We start from the raw sequence: 18,399 nt of genomic DNA on the forward strand, positions 1-18,399 counted from the left end.
TTGGTTACTTGCTACAGGGCAATGATTAGGTTCGGCTTCATGGGCTTGACTCCATGGGTATGCGGTCGTAGGTAGCGCGCAGATCGGCGCCAGCCAGGCAGTAACGGTCTGTCGGTGCGCAGCAGGCGCGACACGCCATAAGGTGGCTGATGTATTGGTCGCGGGCGTGGCGCCACTCAGGCGTTGCATTGGCGGCATTGGTGTAGGTTTTCGCCAGCGTTGGAGCGGGCCGCTCGACCAGCACCAGGCGCGGACGATTTGGGGCGCGATTTGACATGGTCGGTTTGTCAGCGCCAGCGATGGTCGGCGGGATGTGATCGAGCAGGTCGGAAAGGAGGCTCATTGCGCCACCTCACCCTGATTGCACTTACTCCCAAATGTGTCTGTGAAAAAAAATCGGGGGAACGGGGGAACGGGGGGAACACCCAGCGTTTCCGGGGCTTCCAGAGGGGGAACCCGTACCCCATCGAAAATTGTGGGGAACAGTGATAGCCAAATGTCAGGAATTGCGCGGAGTCTTATATTCAAAAACATGTTTGTGTTCCCCCTGTTCCCCAACATTTCAATAAGGGGGAACAGCTACAGGCCACGGTTTTACTGGCCGTTCCCCCGTTCCCCCTGTTCCCCACGTTTATAGGTTCCTGTGAATTCGGGCATTGGCGTTTGGTGGTGTTCATGGGCTGACCCCTTCGCCATCCATGGCTTCTGGATCGACGGCATACAGGCGGGCAGACCCACCAGCGGGCAGGCGGTATTTCTTGGTTTTGCGGCTGTCTCGGTCGGTATCGTGCTTGGCAATCGCGCCAGCGCCTTCTAGCGCCTTCACTACTCGCGTCAGCCCGTGCCCATGTGCCGCTTCGGTCAGGGCCGACTTGTTGAACAGGTAGAGGCGCTTACCGGCCACCACTTCCCAGTAACCAGCGCGATTGAATACCTTGGCGTCCACCTCTGGCGCATTCACGTCTGAGAAGCGGCTACTGCCGTGCTTGTCGATAAAGTCCAGGATGCCTGCCAGGATCTGGCGGTCTTCGGCATTGCCACTGCCTACCCGACTCAGCCATTCGCCATAAAGCAACTGGCAGTCGGCCAACGCGCTGCCTGGCGTCCAGGGCAGCAGGCCGTAGGCGATTGCCATTTCCCCAGCCAAGGCAATGACGGCGAAGCGATCGGCCACACGTCCGGCTTGGGCGTTGTCCTCGATGAACTGGGCGCGGATACCGGCAAAGTCTTCCAGCAGGCCGGGACGGTCGTCGCTGGCGAGCAACCGTTCCACGAATGCTGGCCCGATGTGTCCGTGATGGGCGCCGACAGCAACGGTGAGCACGCGGTGGAAGTCGGCGCCCGCAAGGCCGTGCAATTCATCGAAGGCGCGGTGGGTGCGAGTACCGGCGTTCACGTCCACCATGCGCAACTCAGCACCAGCGTGGGCCGCATTGCCGCCGATAGCGGCGTGTTCAGACAGAGAGCGTTCGCCACTCGACAGCGCCAGCAGACGCCACGACAGCTTGGCCCGACCTTCACGCTCACGGGTCATGGTGCCTTTGCCCTGACCGTTGGCGAGTGAATAGGCCATTTCCTGCACACGCTTGGGGTCGGCCCGCTTGATTTCGTCTAGAGGCAGCATGGTGTCGTTGCGGCCCGAGGCTTCAATCTCCAAACCGCCCTTGGTCATGTCCCACGACGCGGCAAAGATGCCGGGGTCGCCCCAGACCGATGAACCGATCAGTTGCGCCAGTGACTTGCCGCTAGAGCTATCGCCCACCAGGTGAACACCGCCACCCAATACGCCTACCAGACTCAGCAGGGGGCCAGCCAGGGCGCAACCAATCGCCAAGGTCAGTACCGGATTGCCTTCGCACTTGGCCGCGACTTCGGTTTTCCAGCCTTCCAGATCACCGCGCAGGCTGAACAGGTTCTGACCTTTGCCGCTGGCCTGATAACGCACCTTGTCGCTGCCAAGGGTGCGTCCTGGCAACACAAAGGCGCCCGACTCATGCCAGCCGGGGCGGCAGGTGGTGGCGAACATTTCGGCGGGGCGCTGCTCCAGCAGGTACTCCATGAACTGGCCGCGTTTCTTGAGCGCGATAATCACGCCCATGCCGAACAGCGTCCGCCTGGCGTCTTCACCACTGCCGCCGAACACCTCCATGGGGATGATCCATTCCTTGGTGCCGCTTTCCGTTACCAGGCGCAGAAAACGGCCCTCGCTGCCATCGTCGCTATTGGTGGTGCGAGCGACGACGGTCACGGGGGTGGCGATCCATTCGTCAGTGATCGGGCGGTCTGTTTTATCGTCTTCGGATTCATCATCGGCGGCGGTGCGTTTGAAGCCGTGCCAGTACACGCCGGGGCGCAACCTGCGGCCTTTCTCGTTCGCCACCCAGTGCTCGTACACGCCCCAGCTCGGGCGCTCAGGTTCGACCATGGGCGCCTCGGGGCGCAGGTTGATTACGTTGTTCTCAGGCGTGCCCATGGTGGCGGCTCCAGGCTGCTAAGTCGTTGTAGTCGCTGAGCGTGTCCGGCGCGTCGACGGGCCACTCAGGAAAAGTCACCAGCCCACCCACGGCTGCGGCGGCGGCATGGGCGGCGGTGCGTCCGGGGTTACCCTCGGTCAAGCGGTCGTCATCGCCCGCGATAATGATTTCGGTGGTGTGGTATTCGGCCCGAAGCGCCAGCGCTACCGGTTTAAGGTTCCCGGCATTCATGGCGCAGGCGACGGTGTAGCCGTTTTCGTGAAGCGTGGCGCCCGTGGCCCAGCCCTCACAGATACACAGCGGTTTGCCCGGTGTGATGCGCCCCAACGGCGAATAGGTGCCCTTGATCCGGCCCCCAAACAGGAAGCGCTTACCGCCGTCCAGGGCGATCCTTTGCAGGTTGACCAGGACGCCCTCCGCATACAGCGGCACCAGCAATTCGTCACCACGCTGGCGCAAGCCGTGGGGGCGGACGCCTTTAGCGATTAAATAGGCGTGGCCAGGATCGGCACGGCGGGCGTCACGCCACCAGCGTTGAGCGAGGTTCGCGGCCTTGAGCTGGCGCTTGTGTTGCTCGGCTTCCCGCTGGCGTCGGGCTTGCTCGATGCGCTGGCGTACCTGCTCGGCTTCGCGGTTATTGTGTGGTTCCCGGCTGCTCCACGTATGGGTGCCGCCAGCTTTCCAGCTACCGAACGCGCCAGAGGCAATGCCGTCCAGGTAGAGCACATACCAGCCGTTGAGCGTGCCAGGCTTGTCGTCAGGGACGCGGAAACGGTGAATGTTGCCATCGGGCACGGGCAGCCAGTCGAGCGGCCCGTAGACCGTTTGGAGTGCGTCACGGAAAAGGATCGTTGCGTCTGTCATAGACCCCCCTTCGGTGATATGAAGCGCCGTGCGAGCCGATCAAGTTGCAGGGTCAGGCGCACCAGCTCATCGCAGTGCCGACCTGCATCACTTTCTGCGATGCCCAGCTCCAGGAAGCCGATCATGGTTTTCACCAGCAGCGCGTAGCTAGCGTTGTCGATGTGAGCGTCTGCGTTAGGCTGGCCACCGTTACACTTGCGCTTGATGGGGATGACGTTACCCATGATTCACCTCCAAGCGATCAGCGCCAGCAAAGGCACGGCATACCCGACCGTTGTTAACCCCGTGTCCGCGGGTAATGTCGTCGATTGAACCCACAAGGCAGGCGGTTACAACAGCGTCCGCACTGTGCATTACTACGCGCCCGCACTCGGCGTCGGCGTGGCTCAAGAACGGCCCCAGAAGAGCCTTGGGCGCCTTTGGATGGGTGACGTAAAACAGTTTGGTGGCTTTCTTCGGGCAAGTCTTCGGCGTCACCACCATTTGGCAGTGTTGAAAATTAGTCATGGTTAAGCCCCTTGGTTAACGGAGGTGCGCTGGATGCGGTGGGCTTTGGCGCAGTTGTCCGGGGCGACTGCGGTTTCCAAGGTTCGGGCGATTGCCATTTGTGTGTTGTAGCGCTTGAGGCGAACGCTCAGCGATGAGTCGGCATGAAGGGCGGCCATAGCCATGGCGCGGTGCGCTGCGGCGCGAATTTTGGACGGAATGAGGGCGTGTTTCATTGGTACGGCTCCTAACGTTGAGGAACCGCCACTACCTGCTGCAAAACAGAATTGGGTGGCGGCTGTGCGCAGGTTTGCAGACCGGGACGTTAGGAACCCGGCGCGCTCGAAAGCGCCCCGCGCACAGCCACCATAAAACGAAATAGCAGGCATGAAAAAAGCGCCAGCTTTCGAAACGGTGGCGCTTATGCGCCTAACGATGTTCGGGCTGCAAAACCCGGTCGCTGAATTTGCAGCGACGAGCGAAATGTATCTCCGTACATTCGGGAACGCAACACCTGACTTCAGATTGGCGTTGGAAATTGCGGGGCAGGTAAGGGTAGTCATAGGCGAACGCCCTCCGGTTCGAGCGGGAGCCTCAGTTGTTCCCTCAAGTGGGCGACATGCTGTTGCATACCCGGCTTGTCATAGCGCCAGTGAGCCAGGCGGCTACCGCTACGGCTAGCCTCCGTCTTGCGAGCTTCTAGCGTCTGGCAGGCGTGCCCATAGCGGGCTTCGCGGAAAGCCATGATGAGGTTCGCTTTCAGTTCCACAACGCGGTCAGTGTTGCGAGACAGGGTCAGCAGAAAGAACGCTTGGTCCTCGTTCAGCAGGGCGAAGCGTTCGGCTTTGCCACCACCCTGTACGCGTTTACCAACTTCGGTTTGAAACGGAAGATGGCCAAAACGACGGATTTTGTCTGCGTACTTGTCGATCAGTTCAATGCTGCTTTTGTGCTGCGTACTCAACTGCTCGGCCAGCACACGGCTATCCACGCGGGGCTCGCCTTTAGATTGGATCAGGACGATAGCGTTCATGCCGCCACCTTCTGACCAGGCTTGGCGATCAGGGTGTACACGGCAACGCCACGGTGTATGCGCCCCCATTCATCTGTGAGCGTTATCCGGTTGGTGAGGATCTTGTAACCAGCGGCGCGTAGATCGCAGATACGCGCACCAGGGCGGCAGATGTTGAGCTCGCGCATGATGGTGAACGTATCAATGTTGCCTTGCTCCATGCGAGCGGCAAGCCGTGCGTTCTGCGCATTGATACTGGTATTCTTGATGTGAGTGTTTTCGTGGCTGGCCTGTTGGTCGGCCATTTTTTTTGGGCTCATGCTAAGCAGCCTCCGCTCGCAGGGCGACAAGCGAGTCGCACCAGGCAATAACCTCTGCCTCGATCCAGACGGCAGACTTTGGCCCGAGCATTACCTGCCTGGGGAAGCGCCCGGCTGCAATGCGGCGGTAAATCTCAGACGTGGAAAGGGTGGTCAGTGTTTTGACTTCGCCCAGCTTGATAAACCGGCGTGGGTTCTCGGCCGAGGCTGAGGGCTGCTTGCGGATGGGGTGAGCTGTATGCGTCATGTTGCGCCTCCTAGGGTGGCATTGGGAACAGACGCCATGCTCCCGGCCTAGGTGTACTCCTCCGCAACTATCCCCCTATCCCCTTTTTGTAGGGAGGACACCCGTCATGCTTGTTCTGCGATGTCACCGTTTGCGCGCAGGTGATCCCATGTGCTGTTGAAGGTCCCTTTTGTGAATAGGTCTTTTCGGCTTTCAAGCTCGCGCCAGGTTTGTGCTTTAACCCACTCTGTGCCCGGCTTACGCGGCGGCAAAGCTGACGGGTCATAGCCTAGCTGGCGCAGCGCTGCGATGACGGCTTGTTCCTGTCGACGGGCTTTAGGTAGTGGCTTGTTCTCGATCTCACCCTTTTGCTTGGCTTCTAGCGTTTTAATGATCTGCATCGGGATAAGCAGATCGTCGAGGAACAGCCTTTGCTTCCAGGCGCCAGAGATGCCTGGCTCTAGCGACATAATTCGTCCGTCTAGATTCTGCTTGCCCTCAGATTCGGTCAAGTAAACAGGGGACTGCGGATGCATGGCGAGATAGGGGAATGCAGTCTCTCCGGCCTGCTGGATATCCTGCAATGTCCGGGGTAGTGCGCGCATAAGACCGTTGTATGTTGACTTGCGGCGCTCCTGCTCTCGCTTGTCGAGCAAATCATTGAGCTGACTGATACGCTCTTTTGCTTCATTGATCCTGCCGCGAAGCTCTACGACCTCGCGACTATCCAGGCGGTCAAACTCACCTGTAAGGCCAGCAGCATTGCGCTTTATAAGCGCCTCGCAGCCTTTGACCCACTCTGCCTTTTGCGCTAGCTCCTGTTGCTCCGTATGAGCACCTGTATCTCTATGCCAGCGGTCGTTGAAGTCGAATGCCATGCCATCGAATCGGAATAGAATCGGCAGTCGCAGGGCGAGGCCATGGTCGATGATTTGCCATGGCTCTTGCCCCCAGCGACCGGCTAGCTGGGGCGCGCTCAAAAAGTCTGTATCGATCATGCTTGTCGGCCAATTGCGGAGCCGTCGAGCTGATCGCCGACGGGGTTGCTCGTATCATCAACTAACTCTTTGAGTGTTTTCACTCTATCGCCCTCCCAGGCGTTCCCATTTGGAATAGATCGGCTGGTCAGGCGGATGGGAAGTCCGCTTTTCGCCCCGTCGGGCTAGGCCAGCCAAAACCGTTATGCTTTTCGCTTGATGCTCACCACGTTGGCGCCAGCGCACACGGCGTCGATTGAGTCAGCCCAGGCTTGCATCATTTCCCGGCGCTGCTCTACATAGGCCGCATGGTTGTAGGTGCCGCGGATCTCGTCGCTGTCACCATGAGCAAGCTGGCGCTCAATCCAATCCTTGTTGTACCCGCGCCCGTTCAACTCGGTGCTGAGCAGGTGGCGGAACCCGTGGCCGGTCTGTCGGCCTTCGTACCCGACCAACCGCAAAGCCTTGTTGATCGTGTTCTCACTCATGGGGCGCTCGGGGTTGGCGCCAGCAAAGACCAGCGAGTAACGCCCGGTGATTTCGTTGAGCTGGCGCAGGATGGCAACGGCTTGGCGGGGTAGGGGCACGATATGCGGGCGACGGGCTTTCATGCGGGCGGCGGGTATCGTCCAGGTGGCGGAGTGTAGATCGAACTCCGACCACGGCGCTTGGCGTAACTCACCAGGGCGAACTGCTGTCAGCGTCAACAGCCGGACAGCGTGCCGGGTCAGAGTGTGAATGTTCGCGGCCTCGACCTTACCCAGCAGTTCGGGCAATTCGGCAAAGGTGACGTGCGGGTGATGGCGAGCGGCTTTGGCTGGCGCGGCGACCACGTTTAAGTCGGTGGCCGGATTGACCTCGACGACGCCCCTTGCCAGGCCGAAGCGGAATATCTGGTGTAGCCATTGGCGAATCTTGCCAGCGGCATTAAGCGTGCCCCTTGCCTCCACTGTGCGCACCAGCTCGACCAACTCTGGCCGGGTGATGGCTTTTATCGGGCGGGCGCCTATGCCGGGGATGATGTCGTTATCCAGGTACAGCTTGGTTTTGTAGGCGGTCGCCTCCGCCCACCGTGGCGAGCTGTAGTCGTACCACTCCCGCGCCAGCGTCTCGAAAGTCAGCCCGTCGACCTTCTGAGCCTTTTTGGCGGCTTTTTTGTGTTCGCCGGGGTCGGTGCCTTCCGTAAGCAGTTGGCGGGCCTCATCGCGTAGCTGGCGCGCCTTCAGCAGAGTGACAGCAGGGTATTTACCCAATGCCAACATTTTTGCGTTGCCGTTAAAGCGGTACCGGTACCGCCATAGCTTGGTGCCTGTCGATGCCACTTCCAAACATAACCCGTTGGCGTCCGTCAGCCGGTAAAGCTTGTCCTTCGGCTTGGCGGTGCGAATGGTGGTATCTGAGAGTGGCAAAGCAGCCTCCTTGTAGGCCGCACCGGGCGGGCATTTTGCCGCCGTGGTGTGAGTAGATTTCTAGACCGAACTGGATCTACTCACGAATCTACTCACATATGTTTGGGCTTACAAGGGAATGGTGGGGAACCATAGGCAACAAAAAACCCGCACTAGGCGGGTTCTCTGTGGGCTTTCAGGTGTTGTTGGTACCACCTGAAAACGAAAGGTGGTGCCCAGAGACGGAATCGAACCGCCGACACGGGGATTTTCAATCCCCTGCTCTACCGACTGAGCTATCTGGGCAACGGGGCGCATTAAACGGGTTTTTCAGGGGGTCGTCAAGCAAGTTTTCAAAAAAAATTTAACTATTACCGTCGCTTACGTTCCGACCCCCGATAAATCGGGATTATTCCGCCGGCGGAACGTAGCCGTCAGCCTTGGCGTATTCCTCGCCAGAGAAGTACTTGTCCATCTCGCCCTGAAGGTATTTGCGGTCTTCGGCGTTCATCATGTTCAGGCGTTTTTCGTTGATCAGCAGGGTCTGGTGTTTCTGCCAGTCGGCCCAGGCCTTGGCCGAGACATGGTCAAAAATGTCCTGACCTTTGGCGCCCGGGAATGGAGCGCGCTCCAGGGCGGGCAATTCTTCTTTGTACTTGCGGCACATGATGGTGCGGGTCATGACAACTCTCCTGCGTTCAATACGGCGGCCGCGCGTTCGAGCAAGGTTTTGACCGGGGCGGCAAGGCCCAGGCGCGGCGGGGTGGCGAGGTTATACCAGAGCCAGTCGGCCTCGGCCACGTGATGGCCGGCCTCCTGGACCTGAACCAGCCAGGGTTCGATGGACAACTGGAAGTGGCTGAAGGTGTGGACCAGACTCGGCAGCGCTTGTTGCGTGCCCAGTTCCAGCGAGTGCTGCGAGGCCAGATGTTGCAGGTCGTCGAGGTCATCGAGTTCCGGCAGGCTCCACAGACCGCCCCACAAGCCCGTAGAAGGCCGGCGGTAAAGCAGAATCGCGCCTTCACCGTTGGCGAGCATCGGCATCAACGTGCGCTTCTGTGGCACGGTCTTGCGCGGCTTCGGGATCGGGTAGCGGGTTTCCAGGCCAAGCATGTGCGCTTCGCAGCCCTTTTCCAGCGGGCAGAGCAGGCAACTCGGTTTGCTGCGGGTGCAGAGCGTGGCGCCCAGATCCATCATCGCCTGGGTGTAGGCGTTGACCCGATCATGCGGCGTGAAGCGCTCAGCGTTCGCCCACAGCTGTTTGGCGACCTTCGGCTCGCCCGGATATCCCTCTTGCGCGGTAAAGCGCGCCAGCACCCGTTTGACGTTACCATCGAGGATCGGCGCCCGCAGGCCCATGCTCAGGCTGGCGATGGCGCCAGCCGTGGACAGGCCGATGCCCGGCAACTCGACAAGCTTTTCGACATCTCGCGGAAACTCGCCGCCGTACTCGGCCACGACGATCTTTGCGGTTTTCTGCAAATTGCGTGCGCGAGTGTAGTAACCCAGGCCGGTCCATAAGTGCAGCACTTCGTCTTCCGGCGCGGCAGCCAGGGCCTCGACCGTCGGCAGCGAAGCCATGAAACGGTCGAAATAATTCAGCACGGTGCTGACCTGGGTCTGTTGCAGCATGATCTCCGAGACCCACACCCGATACGGCGTGATGCCTTGTTGCCAGGGCAAATCGTGGCGGCCGTGGCGGTCGTACCAGTCCAGCACCGCCGTTGAAAACTGCTCGGCTCTCATCGCTTGAACAGCCCCTTCAGCGCGTTTTTCAGTTCAGGGCTGACCTTGTCGCCAAGCTTCTCGTCGATTTTTTCACTGATCCGCTCGCCCGCCAGTTTGCTCGCGACCTCGCCCATGCGTTCGTTATCGAGACGGCACGCCTTGGCGCCCAGTTCCAGCGGGCCACGGCAGCGCAGCGGCCACTCGATGCCGACGAACTTCTCGCCGACTTGGCAGGCCGGGTCCGGCATGTCGCTCTTATCGCCTTCGACGATCACGCCGACGCGATAATCCATGCCCAGTACTCGCAGGTCGACGTCGCCGTCACCTTTGACGGTCATGCCCGGGATGCGCACTTTCAGGTCTGGGTTGCTGGCCACGCCGTTACGGAAGGTCAGGTTACCGTTGAGCTCCTGGAACGGTGTGTCCTTGCCCCGTGGCTCGCCGCTGAGGCTTTTGCGGTTGAGTGTGGCGATGCCTTTGCACAGCTGTTGTTCAAGGTTGGCATTGAGCAGCACGCCGTTGTTGATGACGAAACTGGCGTTGCCGTTGAGCGTCTCGATCAGCGCTTGCTGGCTGTTGCCGCTGCCGGTCAGCGCGCTGTTGAGCGTCACCAGGCCGTTGACCGGTGGATTCTTCCCTTGGCTTTCAAGGATTTTTTCCACGGGCACTTTGGTGATGCGCGTCTGCATGTTCAGCGCCGGTACTTCCGGGCGCACGTCCAGGGTGCCCTTGGCTTCGAAGTTGCCGCCGTACAGGTCGCCGCGCAGTTCCTCCAGAGTCAGCAGGCCGCCTTGGCCAGCGGCCTTGAGCGTTGCGTTCTGAATCGGCAGTTTGTCGAGGGTCAACTGGCCGAAGGTCAGGTCGGCCTGCACGTCGAGTTTGCGCAAGCGTTCTACCGGCAACAGGCGTTCAGTACTCCACGCAGTTTTGGTCGGTGCGGCGGGCAACGGTGTGCTGCCGGCGCCCGCCATGGCGTCGGCTTCGGTGCTGGCGACTTCGGCCTGACGCACTTGCGTCGCGCTACTGGCTTCGGCGGACTTGGGTGGCAGATAGCGGTCAACGTTGAAGGTGTCAGCCTTGAGGGTTGCGCGCAGCGATTGTTTGGCGAAGTCCTCGACGGCGATGCGGCCACTGAAGCTGCTGTCGTCGACTTTCAGGTTGATGTTGTCGAGCGACAGGCTCGCAGGCGTGCCCGCCAGACGGCTGACCAGCTCGACTTTGCTCAGGCTGCCTTCGGCCATGGCCGGGAGTGTCTGGCCGATGCTGTCGACGAATTTCGCCAGGTCGAACTGGGCAATCGAAATGCCGCCGCTGATTTGCGGCGTCTTGTCGAGGTCGTTGACCTTCAACTCGCCCAGTGCGCGCATTTGGTTGGCAGAGATCTTGATACCGGTCCATTCGGCGACGTTCGCGGCTTTATCCAGCAGCAACTGGCCTTGGGCAGCGAAGGTCATGGTCTTGCCTTGCAGCGGATCGCCGGCGACTTCGCCGGAGAGCTTCATGTCCTCGAATTTGTAGCGCTGCAAGGCGCGTTCGAAACGCAACTCGCCATTGAGTTCGGTGCGTACCCGCAGGACCGGCTGATTGGTGCCGAGGAACGCCGTGAGTTTGACCGGAATGTTGGTCGAGTCGTGGACCGGGCCGGTGCTCAGCTGGATGCTTTCGGCGCTGAACTGCTTGCCTGTCTTCTCGTCGTTGTATTCAACGCGGGCGTTGTTGACGGTCAGGCTGTCGATGTCCAGGCGAATCGGTTGGGCCGGTTTTTCCGCCTGGGCGGTGGTGGTCGGCGCAGGCGCAGGTTCGCCAGCAGTAGCGGTTGGCGTGGCCGGGGTGACTGGCGCCGGGGCCTTGCCGATGTCTTCCCAGTTACCGTGGCCGTCCTTGTCGCGGTTCAGGCGCAGGTTAAGGCCTTCGACGCGCACGTCACTCATCTGCACTTCGCGGCGCAGCAGCGGCAGCACGCGCACAGACAGACCCAGCATCTGCAAGTCGGCGAACGGTTCGGTGGGTTTGGCCAGGGTCGCGACACTGGCTTCGTGCAATTCCAGGCCAAGCCACGGGAACAGGCTCCAGCCGATATCGCCATTGAGCGTCAGCTCGATGTGGGCCTTGTCGCGGGCAATCTGGCGAATCTCGTCTTTATAGTCGTTGGGATCGAAGAGGTGGGTCAGGGCAAAGCCCAGCGCCACAATGATCAGCAACAGCCCGAGAAGCACCAGACCCAGGATTTTGCCGAACGCTTTCATGGGCGAGTCCTTGTAGTTAGTCGAATTCGAAATTTAGCCGGGGAGTATAGCGCTCCGAAGCGGACGACCGGTCAGCGATCACGTCGGCAGCACATCCAGCGGCACTTTCAGCTTGGCGGCCAGTGCCTGAGCTTCGAGATGCCCGGCAGGTGCCAGTAGACGCAAGGTCACGCCCGATTGCGAAGCCATTTTCCGCGCTTCGTTCACCATTCGTTCGGCAACGCCACGGCGACGGGTAATTTTTCGCACGCAGATTTGGGACAAGTGCCAAACGTCGTGGTTTCGTTGCAAGCGAGCCGCGCCGAGCAGCCGATCATTGAAGCGTCCGGCGATCAGCGAACCGTCTTCCAGGCAGCTTTCGATCAGCTGCAAACCCCCTGAAAACGGGGCGAACAGCCAGTCTGGAGCGTCGCGATAAATTTTTTGCAGGTCTTGCTGATCCTGATAAGTGGCTTCGTGCAGCAGCTCGACAATGATCGGCATGGCGGTTCCTTCAGTGGTACGAGAACAGATGACTTACACAAAGGTGATATCACTTTGGTTTTTCTGTCACGTACAGATGGTAACCTCTGCCGGTTCGTCCGTCCTTCTGCGACGTGATGTCGCACCAAAATGGAGCTTCACCCTGAAAAAGACAGTCATGCGTGCGCATAAGGCTGGGGGCGAAGAGTGGCTGGCGAACCATACTAATAATTGGGGGATACACAATGACCACGAGTATCACGGCGGATGGCTTTACAGCCAATCAGCCCGGGTTCCTGTCCAAGGAACGCATCATCGCCAAGCCCGGTTTCAACCGCTGGCTGGTACCACCGGCCGCACTGGCCATCCACCTGTGCATCGGCATGGCTTACGGCTTCTCGGTGTTCTGGTTGCCACTGTCCAAAGCCCTGGGCGTGACCAAGCCGGTAGCCTGCGCGCCGGACATGAGCTTCATCTCGCAAGTTTTCTCGTCGCAATGTGACTGGCCGATCTCGATGCTCGGCTGGATCTACACCCTGTTCTTCATCTTCCTCGGCTGCTCGGCAGCGATCTGGGGCGGCTGGCTGGAACACGCCGGGCCTCGCAAGGCTGGCGTTGTATCGGCACTGTGCTGGTGTGGTGGTCTGCTGATTTCGGCGCTGGGGATTTATACCCACCAGATCTGGCTGATGTGGATCGGCTCCGGGGTCATTGGCGGTATCGGCCTGGGGTTGGGTTACATCTCGCCGGTGTCGACCCTGATCAAGTGGTTCCCGGACAAGCGCGGCATGGCGACCGGCATGGCGATCATGGGCTTCGGTGGTGGTGCGATGGTCGGTGCTCCGCTGGCCGCAGCCCTGATGGGCCACTTCGCTTCGGCAGACAGCGTCGGTGTGTGGCAGAGCTTTCTGGTGATGGCCGCGATCTACTTCGTGTTCATGATCGGCGGTGCACTGTCCTACCGCGTGCCGCCAACCGGCTGGAAACCTGAAGGCTGGACTGCTCCGGCGAAGAAAGCTTCGAACGCGATGATCACTCACCGTCACGTCCACGTGAATGTGGCGTGGAAAACCCCGCAATTCCGTCTGGTGTGGCTGGTGCTGTGCCTGAACGTGTCGGCGGGTATCGGCATCCTGGGCATGGCTTCGCCGCTGTTGCAGGAAGTGTTCGGCGGTAAATTGATCGGTGTTGACCTGCCGTTCGGTCAGTTGGACGCCGGGCAACTGGCTTCTATCGCGGCGATTGCGGCCGGTTTCACCGGTTTGCTGAGCCTGTTCAACATTGGTGGTCGGTTCTTCTGGGCGTCGTTCTCGGATTACCTGGGCCGTAAAAACACCTATTTCGTGTTCTTCGCCCTGGGCTTTGCCCTGTACGCGCTGATCCCGAACCTCGGTCACCTGGGTAACGTTGCGCTGTTCGTGGCGGCGTTCTGCATCATCCTGTCGATGTACGGCGGTGGTTTTGCGACCGTGCCGGCTTACCTGGCGGACCTGTTCGGTACGCAAATGGTCGGCGCGATCCACGGTCGTCTGCTGACGGCATGGGCGGCGGCGGGCGTGTTGGGTCCGGTGTTGGTGAACTACATTCGTGAGTATCAGTTGAGCATCGGCGTTGAGCGCGCCGCGGCTTACGACATCACCTTGTACATCCTCGCGGGCTTGCTGGTGCTGGGTTTCCTGTGCAACCTGATGGTTCGCCCGGTGGCCGACAAGTACTTCATGACCGACGCCGAACTGGCTGCCGAACAGGCGCTGGGCCACGACAAGGGTGCTGATGCCAGCACCGTGCTGGAGTGGAAAGCGGCGCCGGGCACCAAGCCGTTGGCGATTGCTGCGTGGCTGGTGGTGGGGATTCCGTTGGCGTGGGGTGTCTGGGTGACCCTGCAGAAGACGGCGGTTCTGTTCCACTAAGTAAAACGCACTGCCCCTGTGGGAGCGAGCCTGTTCGTGAATGCGGTCTGACAGTCGACAGAGATGTTGAATGTGAAGGCCCTTTCGCGAGCAGGCTCGCTCCCACATTTGTTTGAGGCGCCATCAAATCCGCTTGTATGGACATGTCTATCCCCGATACTCCCGGCTTCACTCCGTCAGTGATATCACCTCCCGTGTTTCTGTTTCGCGCCCGCGCCCCTATAATGGCTGCCTTTTTCGCCCAATGATTTTGCGGAGCTGGTGATGGCCGAACGTAAGGCGTCAGTCGAGCGCGACACTCTGGAAACCCAGATCAAAGCCTCGATCAACCTGGATGGCACCGGAAAGGCCCGATTTGATATCGGTGTCCCTTTTCTTGAGCACATGCTGGACCAGATCGCCCGTCACGGGCTGATCGACCTGGATATTGTCAGCAAAGGCGACCTGCATATCGACGACCACCACACGGTGGAAGACGTTGGTATCACTTTGGGTCAGGCCTTCGCCAAAGCCATCGGCGACAAAAAAGGCATCCGTCGCTACGGCCACGCCTATGTCCCGCTCGATGAAGCGCTATCGCGTGTGGTGATCGACTTCTCCGGCCGTCCTGGCCTGCAGATGCATGTTCCCTACACCCGCGCCACCGTTGGCGGCTTCGACGTTGACTTGTTCCAGGAATTCTTCCAGGGCTTCGTCAACCATGCGCTGGTCAGCCTGCACATCGACAACCTGCGTGGCACCAACACCCACCACCAGATCGAAACCGTGTTCAAGGCATTCGGCCGCGCCCTGCGCATGGCCGTAGAGCTTGATGACCGCATGGCCGGTCAGATGCCGTCGACCAAAGGCGTTCTGTAATGCAGACGGTCGCGGTTATCGATTACGGCATGGGCAACCTGCACTCGGTGGCCAAGGCCCTCGAGCACGTCGGTGCCGGCAAGGTCCTGATCACCAGCGATGCCGATGTGATTCGCGAAGCCGACCGGGTGGTTTTCCCCGGCGTCGGTGCGATTCGCGATTGCATGGCGGAGATCCGTCGCCTGGGCTTCGACTCGCTGGTGCGCGAAGTCAGCCAGGACCGTCCGTTTCTCGGCATCTGTGTCGGCATGCAAGCCTTGCTCGACAGCAGTGAAGAGAACGACGGCGTCGATTGCATCGGTCTGTTTCCAGGCCAGGTGAAGTTCTTCGGCAAGGACCTGCACGAAGACGGCGAACACCTGAAAGTCCCGCACATGGGCTGGAACGAAGTGAAGCAGACGGTGAGTCACCCGCTGTGGCACAACATTCCGGACCTGGCGCGTTTCTACTTCGTGCACAGCTACTACATCGCCGCCGGCAATGCGCGGCAGGTGGTGGGTGGCGGTCACTACGGTGTCGATTTCGCCGCGGCGCTGGCCGATGGCTCGCGTTTCGCCGTGCAGTTCCACCCGGAGAAGAGCCATACCCATGGCCTGCAATTGCTGCAGAACTTCGCCGCGTGGGATGGTCGCTGGTAAATGGCTGCCAAGAAGAAGCCGCCGATCCTGACCCTCACTCCCGAACAGGAGAACGAGGCCAATCACAAGATCAAACGCTTCATGGAAGATCGCTTCGAACTGGACCTGGGTTCGTTCGAAGCGGCTGAAATCCTTGAGCTGTTTACTCGCGAAATTGCGCCGCACTATTACAACAGGGCGATTTTCGATGTGCAGACGCACCTCAAAGAGAGGTTCGAAAGCATCGAAAGCGACTTGTGGGCGCTCGAGAAAGCATAGGAGCAGCTGCAAGCTTTAAGCTGCAAGCTGCAAGAAGTAGAAACGCGTGCGTGCTTGCAGCTTATAGCTTGCAGCTTGCAGCTCTTTGGACGAAGGAAAAAGCATGCTGATTATTCCCGCTATCGATCTTAAAGACGGTGCCTGTGTTCGTCTGCGCCAGGGCCGCATGGAAGATTCCACGGTGTTCTCCGATGACCCGGTGAGCATGGCTGCCAAGTGGGTGGAGGGCGGTTGCCGTCGTCTGCATCTGGTCGACCTGAACGGCGCCTTCGAAGGCCAGCCGGTCAACGGCGAAGTGGTCACAGCCATTGCCAAGCGCTACCCGAACCTTCCGATCCAGATCGGTGGCGGTATCCGTTCCCTGGAAACCATCGAGCACTACGTCAAAGCAGGCGTGAGCTACGTGATTATCGGCACCAAAGCCGTCAAAGATCCGGCCTTCGTCGCTGAAGCGTGCCGTGCGTTCCCGGGCAAAGTGATCGTCGGTCTGGACGCCAAAGACGGTTTCGTCGCCACTGACGGTTGGGCGGAAATCAGCACCATTCAGGTGATCGACCTGGCCAAGCAGTTCGAAGCCGATGGCGTGTCCGCGATCGTTTATACCGACATCGCCAAAGACGGCATGATGCAGGGTTGCAACGTACCGTTCACCGCTGCCCTGGCCGCTGCCACGCGCATTCCGGTCATCGCTTCCGGCGGCATTCACAACCTCGGTGACATCAAGTCGCTGCTGGACGCCAAGGCGCCAGGCATCATCGGCGCCATCACCGGCCGGGCGATCTACGAAGGCACCCTCGATGTCGCTGAAGCGCAAGCTTTCTGCGATTCGTACAAAGGCTGAGGACTGACCATGGCGCTGGCCAAACGCATCATCCCTTGCCTGGACGTGGACAACGGCCGGGTGGTCAAGGGCGTCAAGTTCGAGAACATTCGTGATGCCGGCGATCCGGTGGAAATCGCCCGTCGCTACGACGAGCAGGGCGCTGACGAGATTACCTTTCTCGACATCACCGCCAGCGTCGATGGCCGCGATACCACGCTGCACACCGTCGAGCGCATGGCCAGCCAGGTGTTCATCCCGCTGACGGTGGGCGGTGGTGTGCGCACGGTGCAGGACATTCGCAACTTGCTGAATGCCGGTGCGGACAAGGTTTCGATCAACACCGCAGCGGTATTCAACCCGGAATTCGTCGGCGAAGCGGCCCAGCATTTCGGCTCGCAGTGCATCGTCGTCGCTATCGACGCCAAGAAAGTCTCCGGTCCGGGCGAAACCCCGCGCTGGGAGATCTTCACCCACGGCGGGCGCAAGCCAACCGGCCTCGACGCCGTTGAGTGGGCGAAGAAGATGGAAGGCCTGGGTGCCGGTGAAATCCTGCTGACCAGCATGGATCAGGACGGCATGAAAAACGGTTTCGACCTGGGCGTCACCCGCGCCATCAGCGATGCGCTGGGTATCCCGGTGATTGCCTCCGGCGGCGTCGGCAACCTGCAGCATTTGGCCGACGGCATCATCGAAGGTCACGCCAGCGCCGTATTGGCGGCGAGTATTTTCCACTTCGGCGAATACACGGTGCAGGAAGCCAAGGCCTACATGGCGCATCGCGGAATCGTCATGCGCTAAACAAATCCATGCAGGCCAGTGGACAGCATGGCGGGCTCAAGGCACTCTTGGGCACGCCATGGATTTCGGTAGCCCAACATGATCAAACGCCTGCTTCTTGCCCTCGCCAGCGCTTCTCTGTTGCTCATCAATGGAGCCCACGCTGAAGAAAGTCCCGACACCGACCTGGTGTTACTGACGGAAAATTTCCCGCCATACAACATGGCGAAGAACGGCAAGAACTTCGCTCAGGACGAGAACATCAATGGCATTGCCGTGGACATCGTCCGCGAGATGTTCAAACGTGCCGACGTCACCTACAGCCTGACGCTGCGCTTCCCTTGGGAGCGAATCTACAAGCTCGCCCTCGAGAAACCCGGTTACGGCGTGTTCGTGATGGCGCGCTTGCCGGACCGCGAAAAGCTGTTCAAGTGGGTCGGCCCGATTGGCCCGGACGACTGGATCATGCTGGCCAAGGCTGACAGCAAGATCAGCCTGGAGACGCTGGATCAGGCGCGCAAATACAAGATCGGCGCATACAAGGGCGATGCGATTGCCGAGACGCTGGCCAAGCAAGGGTTGAAGCCCATTGTCGTGCTACGCGATCAGGACAACGCAAAGAAGCTGGTGAGTGGTCAGATTGATTTGTGGGCCACGGGCGATCCGGCCGGGCGCTATCTGGCGCGTCAGGAGGGCGTTAATGGTCTCAAGACGGTGTTGCGGTTCAATAGCGCCGAACTCTATCTGGCGTTGAACAAAGACGTTCCAGATGACGTGGTGGCCAAGCTGCAAGCCGCGCTGGATCAGCTGCGCAAAGAAGGCGTGGTGGACGACATCATGGCGCGGTATCTCTGATACCACCGTGTTCAAGTGTGGGAGCGAGCCTGCTCGCGATGAGGCAGTGTCAGTCAACATCACTGTTGGCTGATTCACCGCCATCGCGAGCAGGCTC

The 18,399-nt window shown here is 60.0% G+C and carries 22 protein-coding genes and 1 tRNA gene; 7 read left to right on the top strand and 16 right to left on the bottom strand.

Annotated features, from left to right (window positions below; all coding sequences use genetic code 11):
- Positions 1-37 precede the first annotated feature (37 nt).
- From QMX98_RS08420 to QMX98_RS08495, 16 genes are all read right to left on the bottom strand, one after another.
- Positions 38-343, bottom strand: a complete 306-nt coding sequence (locus QMX98_RS08420; protein WP_282410549.1) for a hypothetical protein — start codon at positions 341-343, stop codon at positions 38-40.
- Between the two features lie 330 nt (positions 344-673).
- Positions 674-2,473, bottom strand: a complete 1,800-nt coding sequence (locus tag QMX98_RS08425) for a DUF927 domain-containing protein (protein ID WP_282410550.1) — start codon at positions 2,471-2,473, stop codon at positions 674-676.
- Positions 2,460-3,338 (bottom strand): toprim domain-containing protein, encoded by an 879-nt coding sequence (locus tag QMX98_RS08430; RefSeq protein WP_282410551.1) that lies wholly within the window; start codon positions 3,336-3,338, stop codon positions 2,460-2,462. The genes QMX98_RS08425 and QMX98_RS08430 overlap by 14 nt, the downstream gene beginning before the upstream one ends.
- Positions 3,335-3,562, bottom strand: a complete 228-nt coding sequence (locus QMX98_RS08435) for a hypothetical protein (protein ID WP_095192320.1) — start codon at positions 3,560-3,562, stop codon at positions 3,335-3,337. Before QMX98_RS08435 ends, QMX98_RS08430 begins: the two co-directional genes overlap by 4 nt.
- Positions 3,555-3,845, bottom strand: a complete 291-nt coding sequence (locus QMX98_RS08440) for a hypothetical protein (protein ID WP_282410552.1) — start codon at positions 3,843-3,845, stop codon at positions 3,555-3,557. Before QMX98_RS08440 ends, QMX98_RS08435 begins: the two co-directional genes overlap by 8 nt.
- Before the next feature lie 2 nt (positions 3,846-3,847).
- Positions 3,848-4,060 carry a hypothetical protein gene (locus tag QMX98_RS08445; protein ID WP_282410560.1) on the bottom strand — a complete coding sequence of 71 codons (213 nt, stop codon included), beginning with the start codon at positions 4,058-4,060 and terminating at the stop codon, positions 3,848-3,850.
- A gap of 323 nt (positions 4,061-4,383) precedes the next feature.
- A complete protein-coding gene (locus QMX98_RS08450; RefSeq protein WP_282410553.1) occupies positions 4,384-4,857 on the bottom strand; it encodes a Rha family transcriptional regulator in 474 nt (157 codons plus the stop codon).
- Positions 4,854-5,156 (bottom strand): helix-turn-helix domain-containing protein, encoded by a 303-nt coding sequence (locus QMX98_RS08455; protein ID WP_282410554.1) that lies wholly within the window; start codon positions 5,154-5,156, stop codon positions 4,854-4,856. The genes QMX98_RS08450 and QMX98_RS08455 overlap by 4 nt, the downstream gene beginning before the upstream one ends.
- 1 nt (position 5,157) lies before the next feature.
- Positions 5,158-5,403 (bottom strand): AlpA family phage regulatory protein, encoded by a 246-nt coding sequence (locus tag QMX98_RS08460; protein WP_282410555.1) that lies wholly within the window; start codon positions 5,401-5,403, stop codon positions 5,158-5,160.
- Positions 5,404-5,507: 104 nt separating this feature from the next.
- Positions 5,508-6,380 carry a hypothetical protein gene (locus tag QMX98_RS08465; RefSeq protein ID WP_282410556.1) on the bottom strand — a complete coding sequence of 291 codons (873 nt, stop codon included), beginning with the start codon at positions 6,378-6,380 and terminating at the stop codon, positions 5,508-5,510.
- A 182-nt stretch (positions 6,381-6,562) separates the two neighbouring features.
- Positions 6,563-7,768, bottom strand: a complete 1,206-nt coding sequence (locus tag QMX98_RS08470) for an integrase arm-type DNA-binding domain-containing protein (RefSeq protein WP_282410557.1) — start codon at positions 7,766-7,768, stop codon at positions 6,563-6,565.
- Between the two features lie 209 nt (positions 7,769-7,977).
- Positions 7,978-8,053 (bottom strand) — tRNA-Phe (locus QMX98_RS08475).
- A 103-nt stretch (positions 8,054-8,156) separates the two neighbouring features.
- The gene (locus QMX98_RS08480) at positions 8,157-8,429 is read right to left on the bottom strand and encodes an oxidative damage protection protein (RefSeq protein ID WP_010464608.1); all 273 of its coding nucleotides are present in this window, start codon (positions 8,427-8,429) and stop codon (positions 8,157-8,159) included.
- Positions 8,426-9,493 (bottom strand): A/G-specific adenine glycosylase, encoded by a 1,068-nt coding sequence (mutY, locus tag QMX98_RS08485; RefSeq protein WP_077747586.1) that lies wholly within the window; start codon positions 9,491-9,493, stop codon positions 8,426-8,428. Before mutY ends, QMX98_RS08480 begins: the two co-directional genes overlap by 4 nt.
- Positions 9,490-11,721 carry an AsmA family protein gene (locus tag QMX98_RS08490; protein ID WP_282410558.1) on the bottom strand — a complete coding sequence of 744 codons (2,232 nt, stop codon included), beginning with the start codon at positions 11,719-11,721 and terminating at the stop codon, positions 9,490-9,492. Before QMX98_RS08490 ends, mutY begins: the two co-directional genes overlap by 4 nt.
- A 78-nt stretch (positions 11,722-11,799) precedes the next feature.
- The gene (locus QMX98_RS08495; protein WP_010464602.1) at positions 11,800-12,204 is read right to left on the bottom strand and encodes an acetyl-CoA sensor PanZ family protein; all 405 of its coding nucleotides are present in this window, start codon (positions 12,202-12,204) and stop codon (positions 11,800-11,802) included.
- Positions 12,205-12,428: 224 nt separating this feature from the next.
- On the opposite strand from QMX98_RS08495, the gene QMX98_RS08500 reads away from it, so the two are divergent.
- From QMX98_RS08500 to QMX98_RS08530, 7 genes are all read left to right on the top strand, one after another.
- Positions 12,429-14,093, top strand: a complete 1,665-nt coding sequence (locus QMX98_RS08500) for an OFA family MFS transporter (protein ID WP_010464600.1) — start codon at positions 12,429-12,431, stop codon at positions 14,091-14,093.
- A 264-nt stretch (positions 14,094-14,357) separates the two neighbouring features.
- Positions 14,358-14,951 (top strand): imidazoleglycerol-phosphate dehydratase HisB, encoded by a 594-nt coding sequence (gene hisB, locus QMX98_RS08505; protein WP_003218037.1) that lies wholly within the window; start codon positions 14,358-14,360, stop codon positions 14,949-14,951.
- Positions 14,951-15,589 carry an imidazole glycerol phosphate synthase subunit HisH gene (gene hisH / locus QMX98_RS08510; RefSeq protein WP_010464592.1) on the top strand — a complete coding sequence of 213 codons (639 nt, stop codon included), beginning with the start codon at positions 14,951-14,953 and terminating at the stop codon, positions 15,587-15,589. Before hisB ends, hisH begins: the two co-directional genes overlap by 1 nt.
- Complete coding sequence (locus tag QMX98_RS08515; RefSeq protein WP_010464590.1) at positions 15,590-15,847, top strand: DUF2164 domain-containing protein; 258 nt, start codon at positions 15,590-15,592, stop codon at positions 15,845-15,847. It abuts the gene before it with no gap.
- A 103-nt stretch (positions 15,848-15,950) separates the two neighbouring features.
- Complete coding sequence (hisA, locus tag QMX98_RS08520; protein ID WP_010464588.1) at positions 15,951-16,688, top strand: 1-(5-phosphoribosyl)-5-[(5-phosphoribosylamino)methylideneamino]imidazole-4-carboxamide isomerase; 738 nt, start codon at positions 15,951-15,953, stop codon at positions 16,686-16,688.
- Positions 16,689-16,697: 9 nt separating this feature from the next.
- Positions 16,698-17,468, top strand: a complete 771-nt coding sequence (hisF, locus tag QMX98_RS08525; RefSeq protein ID WP_007972752.1) for an imidazole glycerol phosphate synthase subunit HisF — start codon at positions 16,698-16,700, stop codon at positions 17,466-17,468.
- 78 nt (positions 17,469-17,546) lie between these two features.
- Positions 17,547-18,302: an ABC transporter substrate-binding protein gene (locus QMX98_RS08530; protein WP_282410559.1), complete on the top strand. Its 756-nt coding sequence runs from the start codon at positions 17,547-17,549 to the stop codon at positions 18,300-18,302.
- Positions 18,303-18,399: the final 97 nt, after the last annotated feature.

This window comes from Pseudomonas sp. PS02303, from assembly GCF_029959925.1.
Classification (GTDB): Bacteria; Pseudomonadota; Gammaproteobacteria; order Pseudomonadales; family Pseudomonadaceae; genus Aquipseudomonas; species Aquipseudomonas mandelii.

Coding starts and splice junctions, on each gene's coding strand:
- QMX98_RS08455 (WP_282410554.1), bottom strand. CDS start 5,156: ATGAGCCCAAAAAAAATGGCCGACCAACAGGCCAGCCACGAAAACACT.
- QMX98_RS08460 (WP_282410555.1), bottom strand. CDS start 5,403: ATGACGCATACAGCTCACCCCATCCGCAAGCAGCCCTCAGCCTCGGCC.
- QMX98_RS08480 (WP_010464608.1), bottom strand. CDS start 8,429: ATGACCCGCACCATCATGTGCCGCAAGTACAAAGAAGAATTGCCCGCC.
- hisA (WP_010464588.1), top strand. CDS start 15,951: ATGCTGATTATTCCCGCTATCGATCTTAAAGACGGTGCCTGTGTTCGT.
- hisB (WP_003218037.1), top strand. CDS start 14,358: ATGGCCGAACGTAAGGCGTCAGTCGAGCGCGACACTCTGGAAACCCAG.
- QMX98_RS08490 (WP_282410558.1), bottom strand. CDS start 11,721: ATGAAAGCGTTCGGCAAAATCCTGGGTCTGGTGCTTCTCGGGCTGTTG.
- QMX98_RS08465 (WP_282410556.1), bottom strand. CDS start 6,380: ATGATCGATACAGACTTTTTGAGCGCGCCCCAGCTAGCCGGTCGCTGG.
- hisH (WP_010464592.1), top strand. CDS start 14,951: ATGCAGACGGTCGCGGTTATCGATTACGGCATGGGCAACCTGCACTCG.
- mutY (WP_077747586.1), bottom strand. CDS start 9,493: ATGAGAGCCGAGCAGTTTTCAACGGCGGTGCTGGACTGGTACGACCGC.
- QMX98_RS08515 (WP_010464590.1), top strand. CDS start 15,590: ATGGCTGCCAAGAAGAAGCCGCCGATCCTGACCCTCACTCCCGAACAG.
- QMX98_RS08530 (WP_282410559.1), top strand. CDS start 17,547: ATGATCAAACGCCTGCTTCTTGCCCTCGCCAGCGCTTCTCTGTTGCTC.
- QMX98_RS08495 (WP_010464602.1), bottom strand. CDS start 12,204: ATGCCGATCATTGTCGAGCTGCTGCACGAAGCCACTTATCAGGATCAG.
- QMX98_RS08425 (WP_282410550.1), bottom strand. CDS start 2,473: ATGGGCACGCCTGAGAACAACGTAATCAACCTGCGCCCCGAGGCGCCC.
- QMX98_RS08430 (WP_282410551.1), bottom strand. CDS start 3,338: ATGACAGACGCAACGATCCTTTTCCGTGACGCACTCCAAACGGTCTAC.
- QMX98_RS08440 (WP_282410552.1), bottom strand. CDS start 3,845: ATGACTAATTTTCAACACTGCCAAATGGTGGTGACGCCGAAGACTTGC.
- QMX98_RS08420 (WP_282410549.1), bottom strand. CDS start 343: ATGAGCCTCCTTTCCGACCTGCTCGATCACATCCCGCCGACCATCGCT.
- QMX98_RS08450 (WP_282410553.1), bottom strand. CDS start 4,857: ATGAACGCTATCGTCCTGATCCAATCTAAAGGCGAGCCCCGCGTGGAT.
- hisF (WP_007972752.1), top strand. CDS start 16,698: ATGGCGCTGGCCAAACGCATCATCCCTTGCCTGGACGTGGACAACGGC.
- QMX98_RS08435 (WP_095192320.1), bottom strand. CDS start 3,562: ATGGGTAACGTCATCCCCATCAAGCGCAAGTGTAACGGTGGCCAGCCT.
- QMX98_RS08500 (WP_010464600.1), top strand. CDS start 12,429: ATGACCACGAGTATCACGGCGGATGGCTTTACAGCCAATCAGCCCGGG.
- QMX98_RS08445 (WP_282410560.1), bottom strand. CDS start 4,060: ATGAAACACGCCCTCATTCCGTCCAAAATTCGCGCCGCAGCGCACCGC.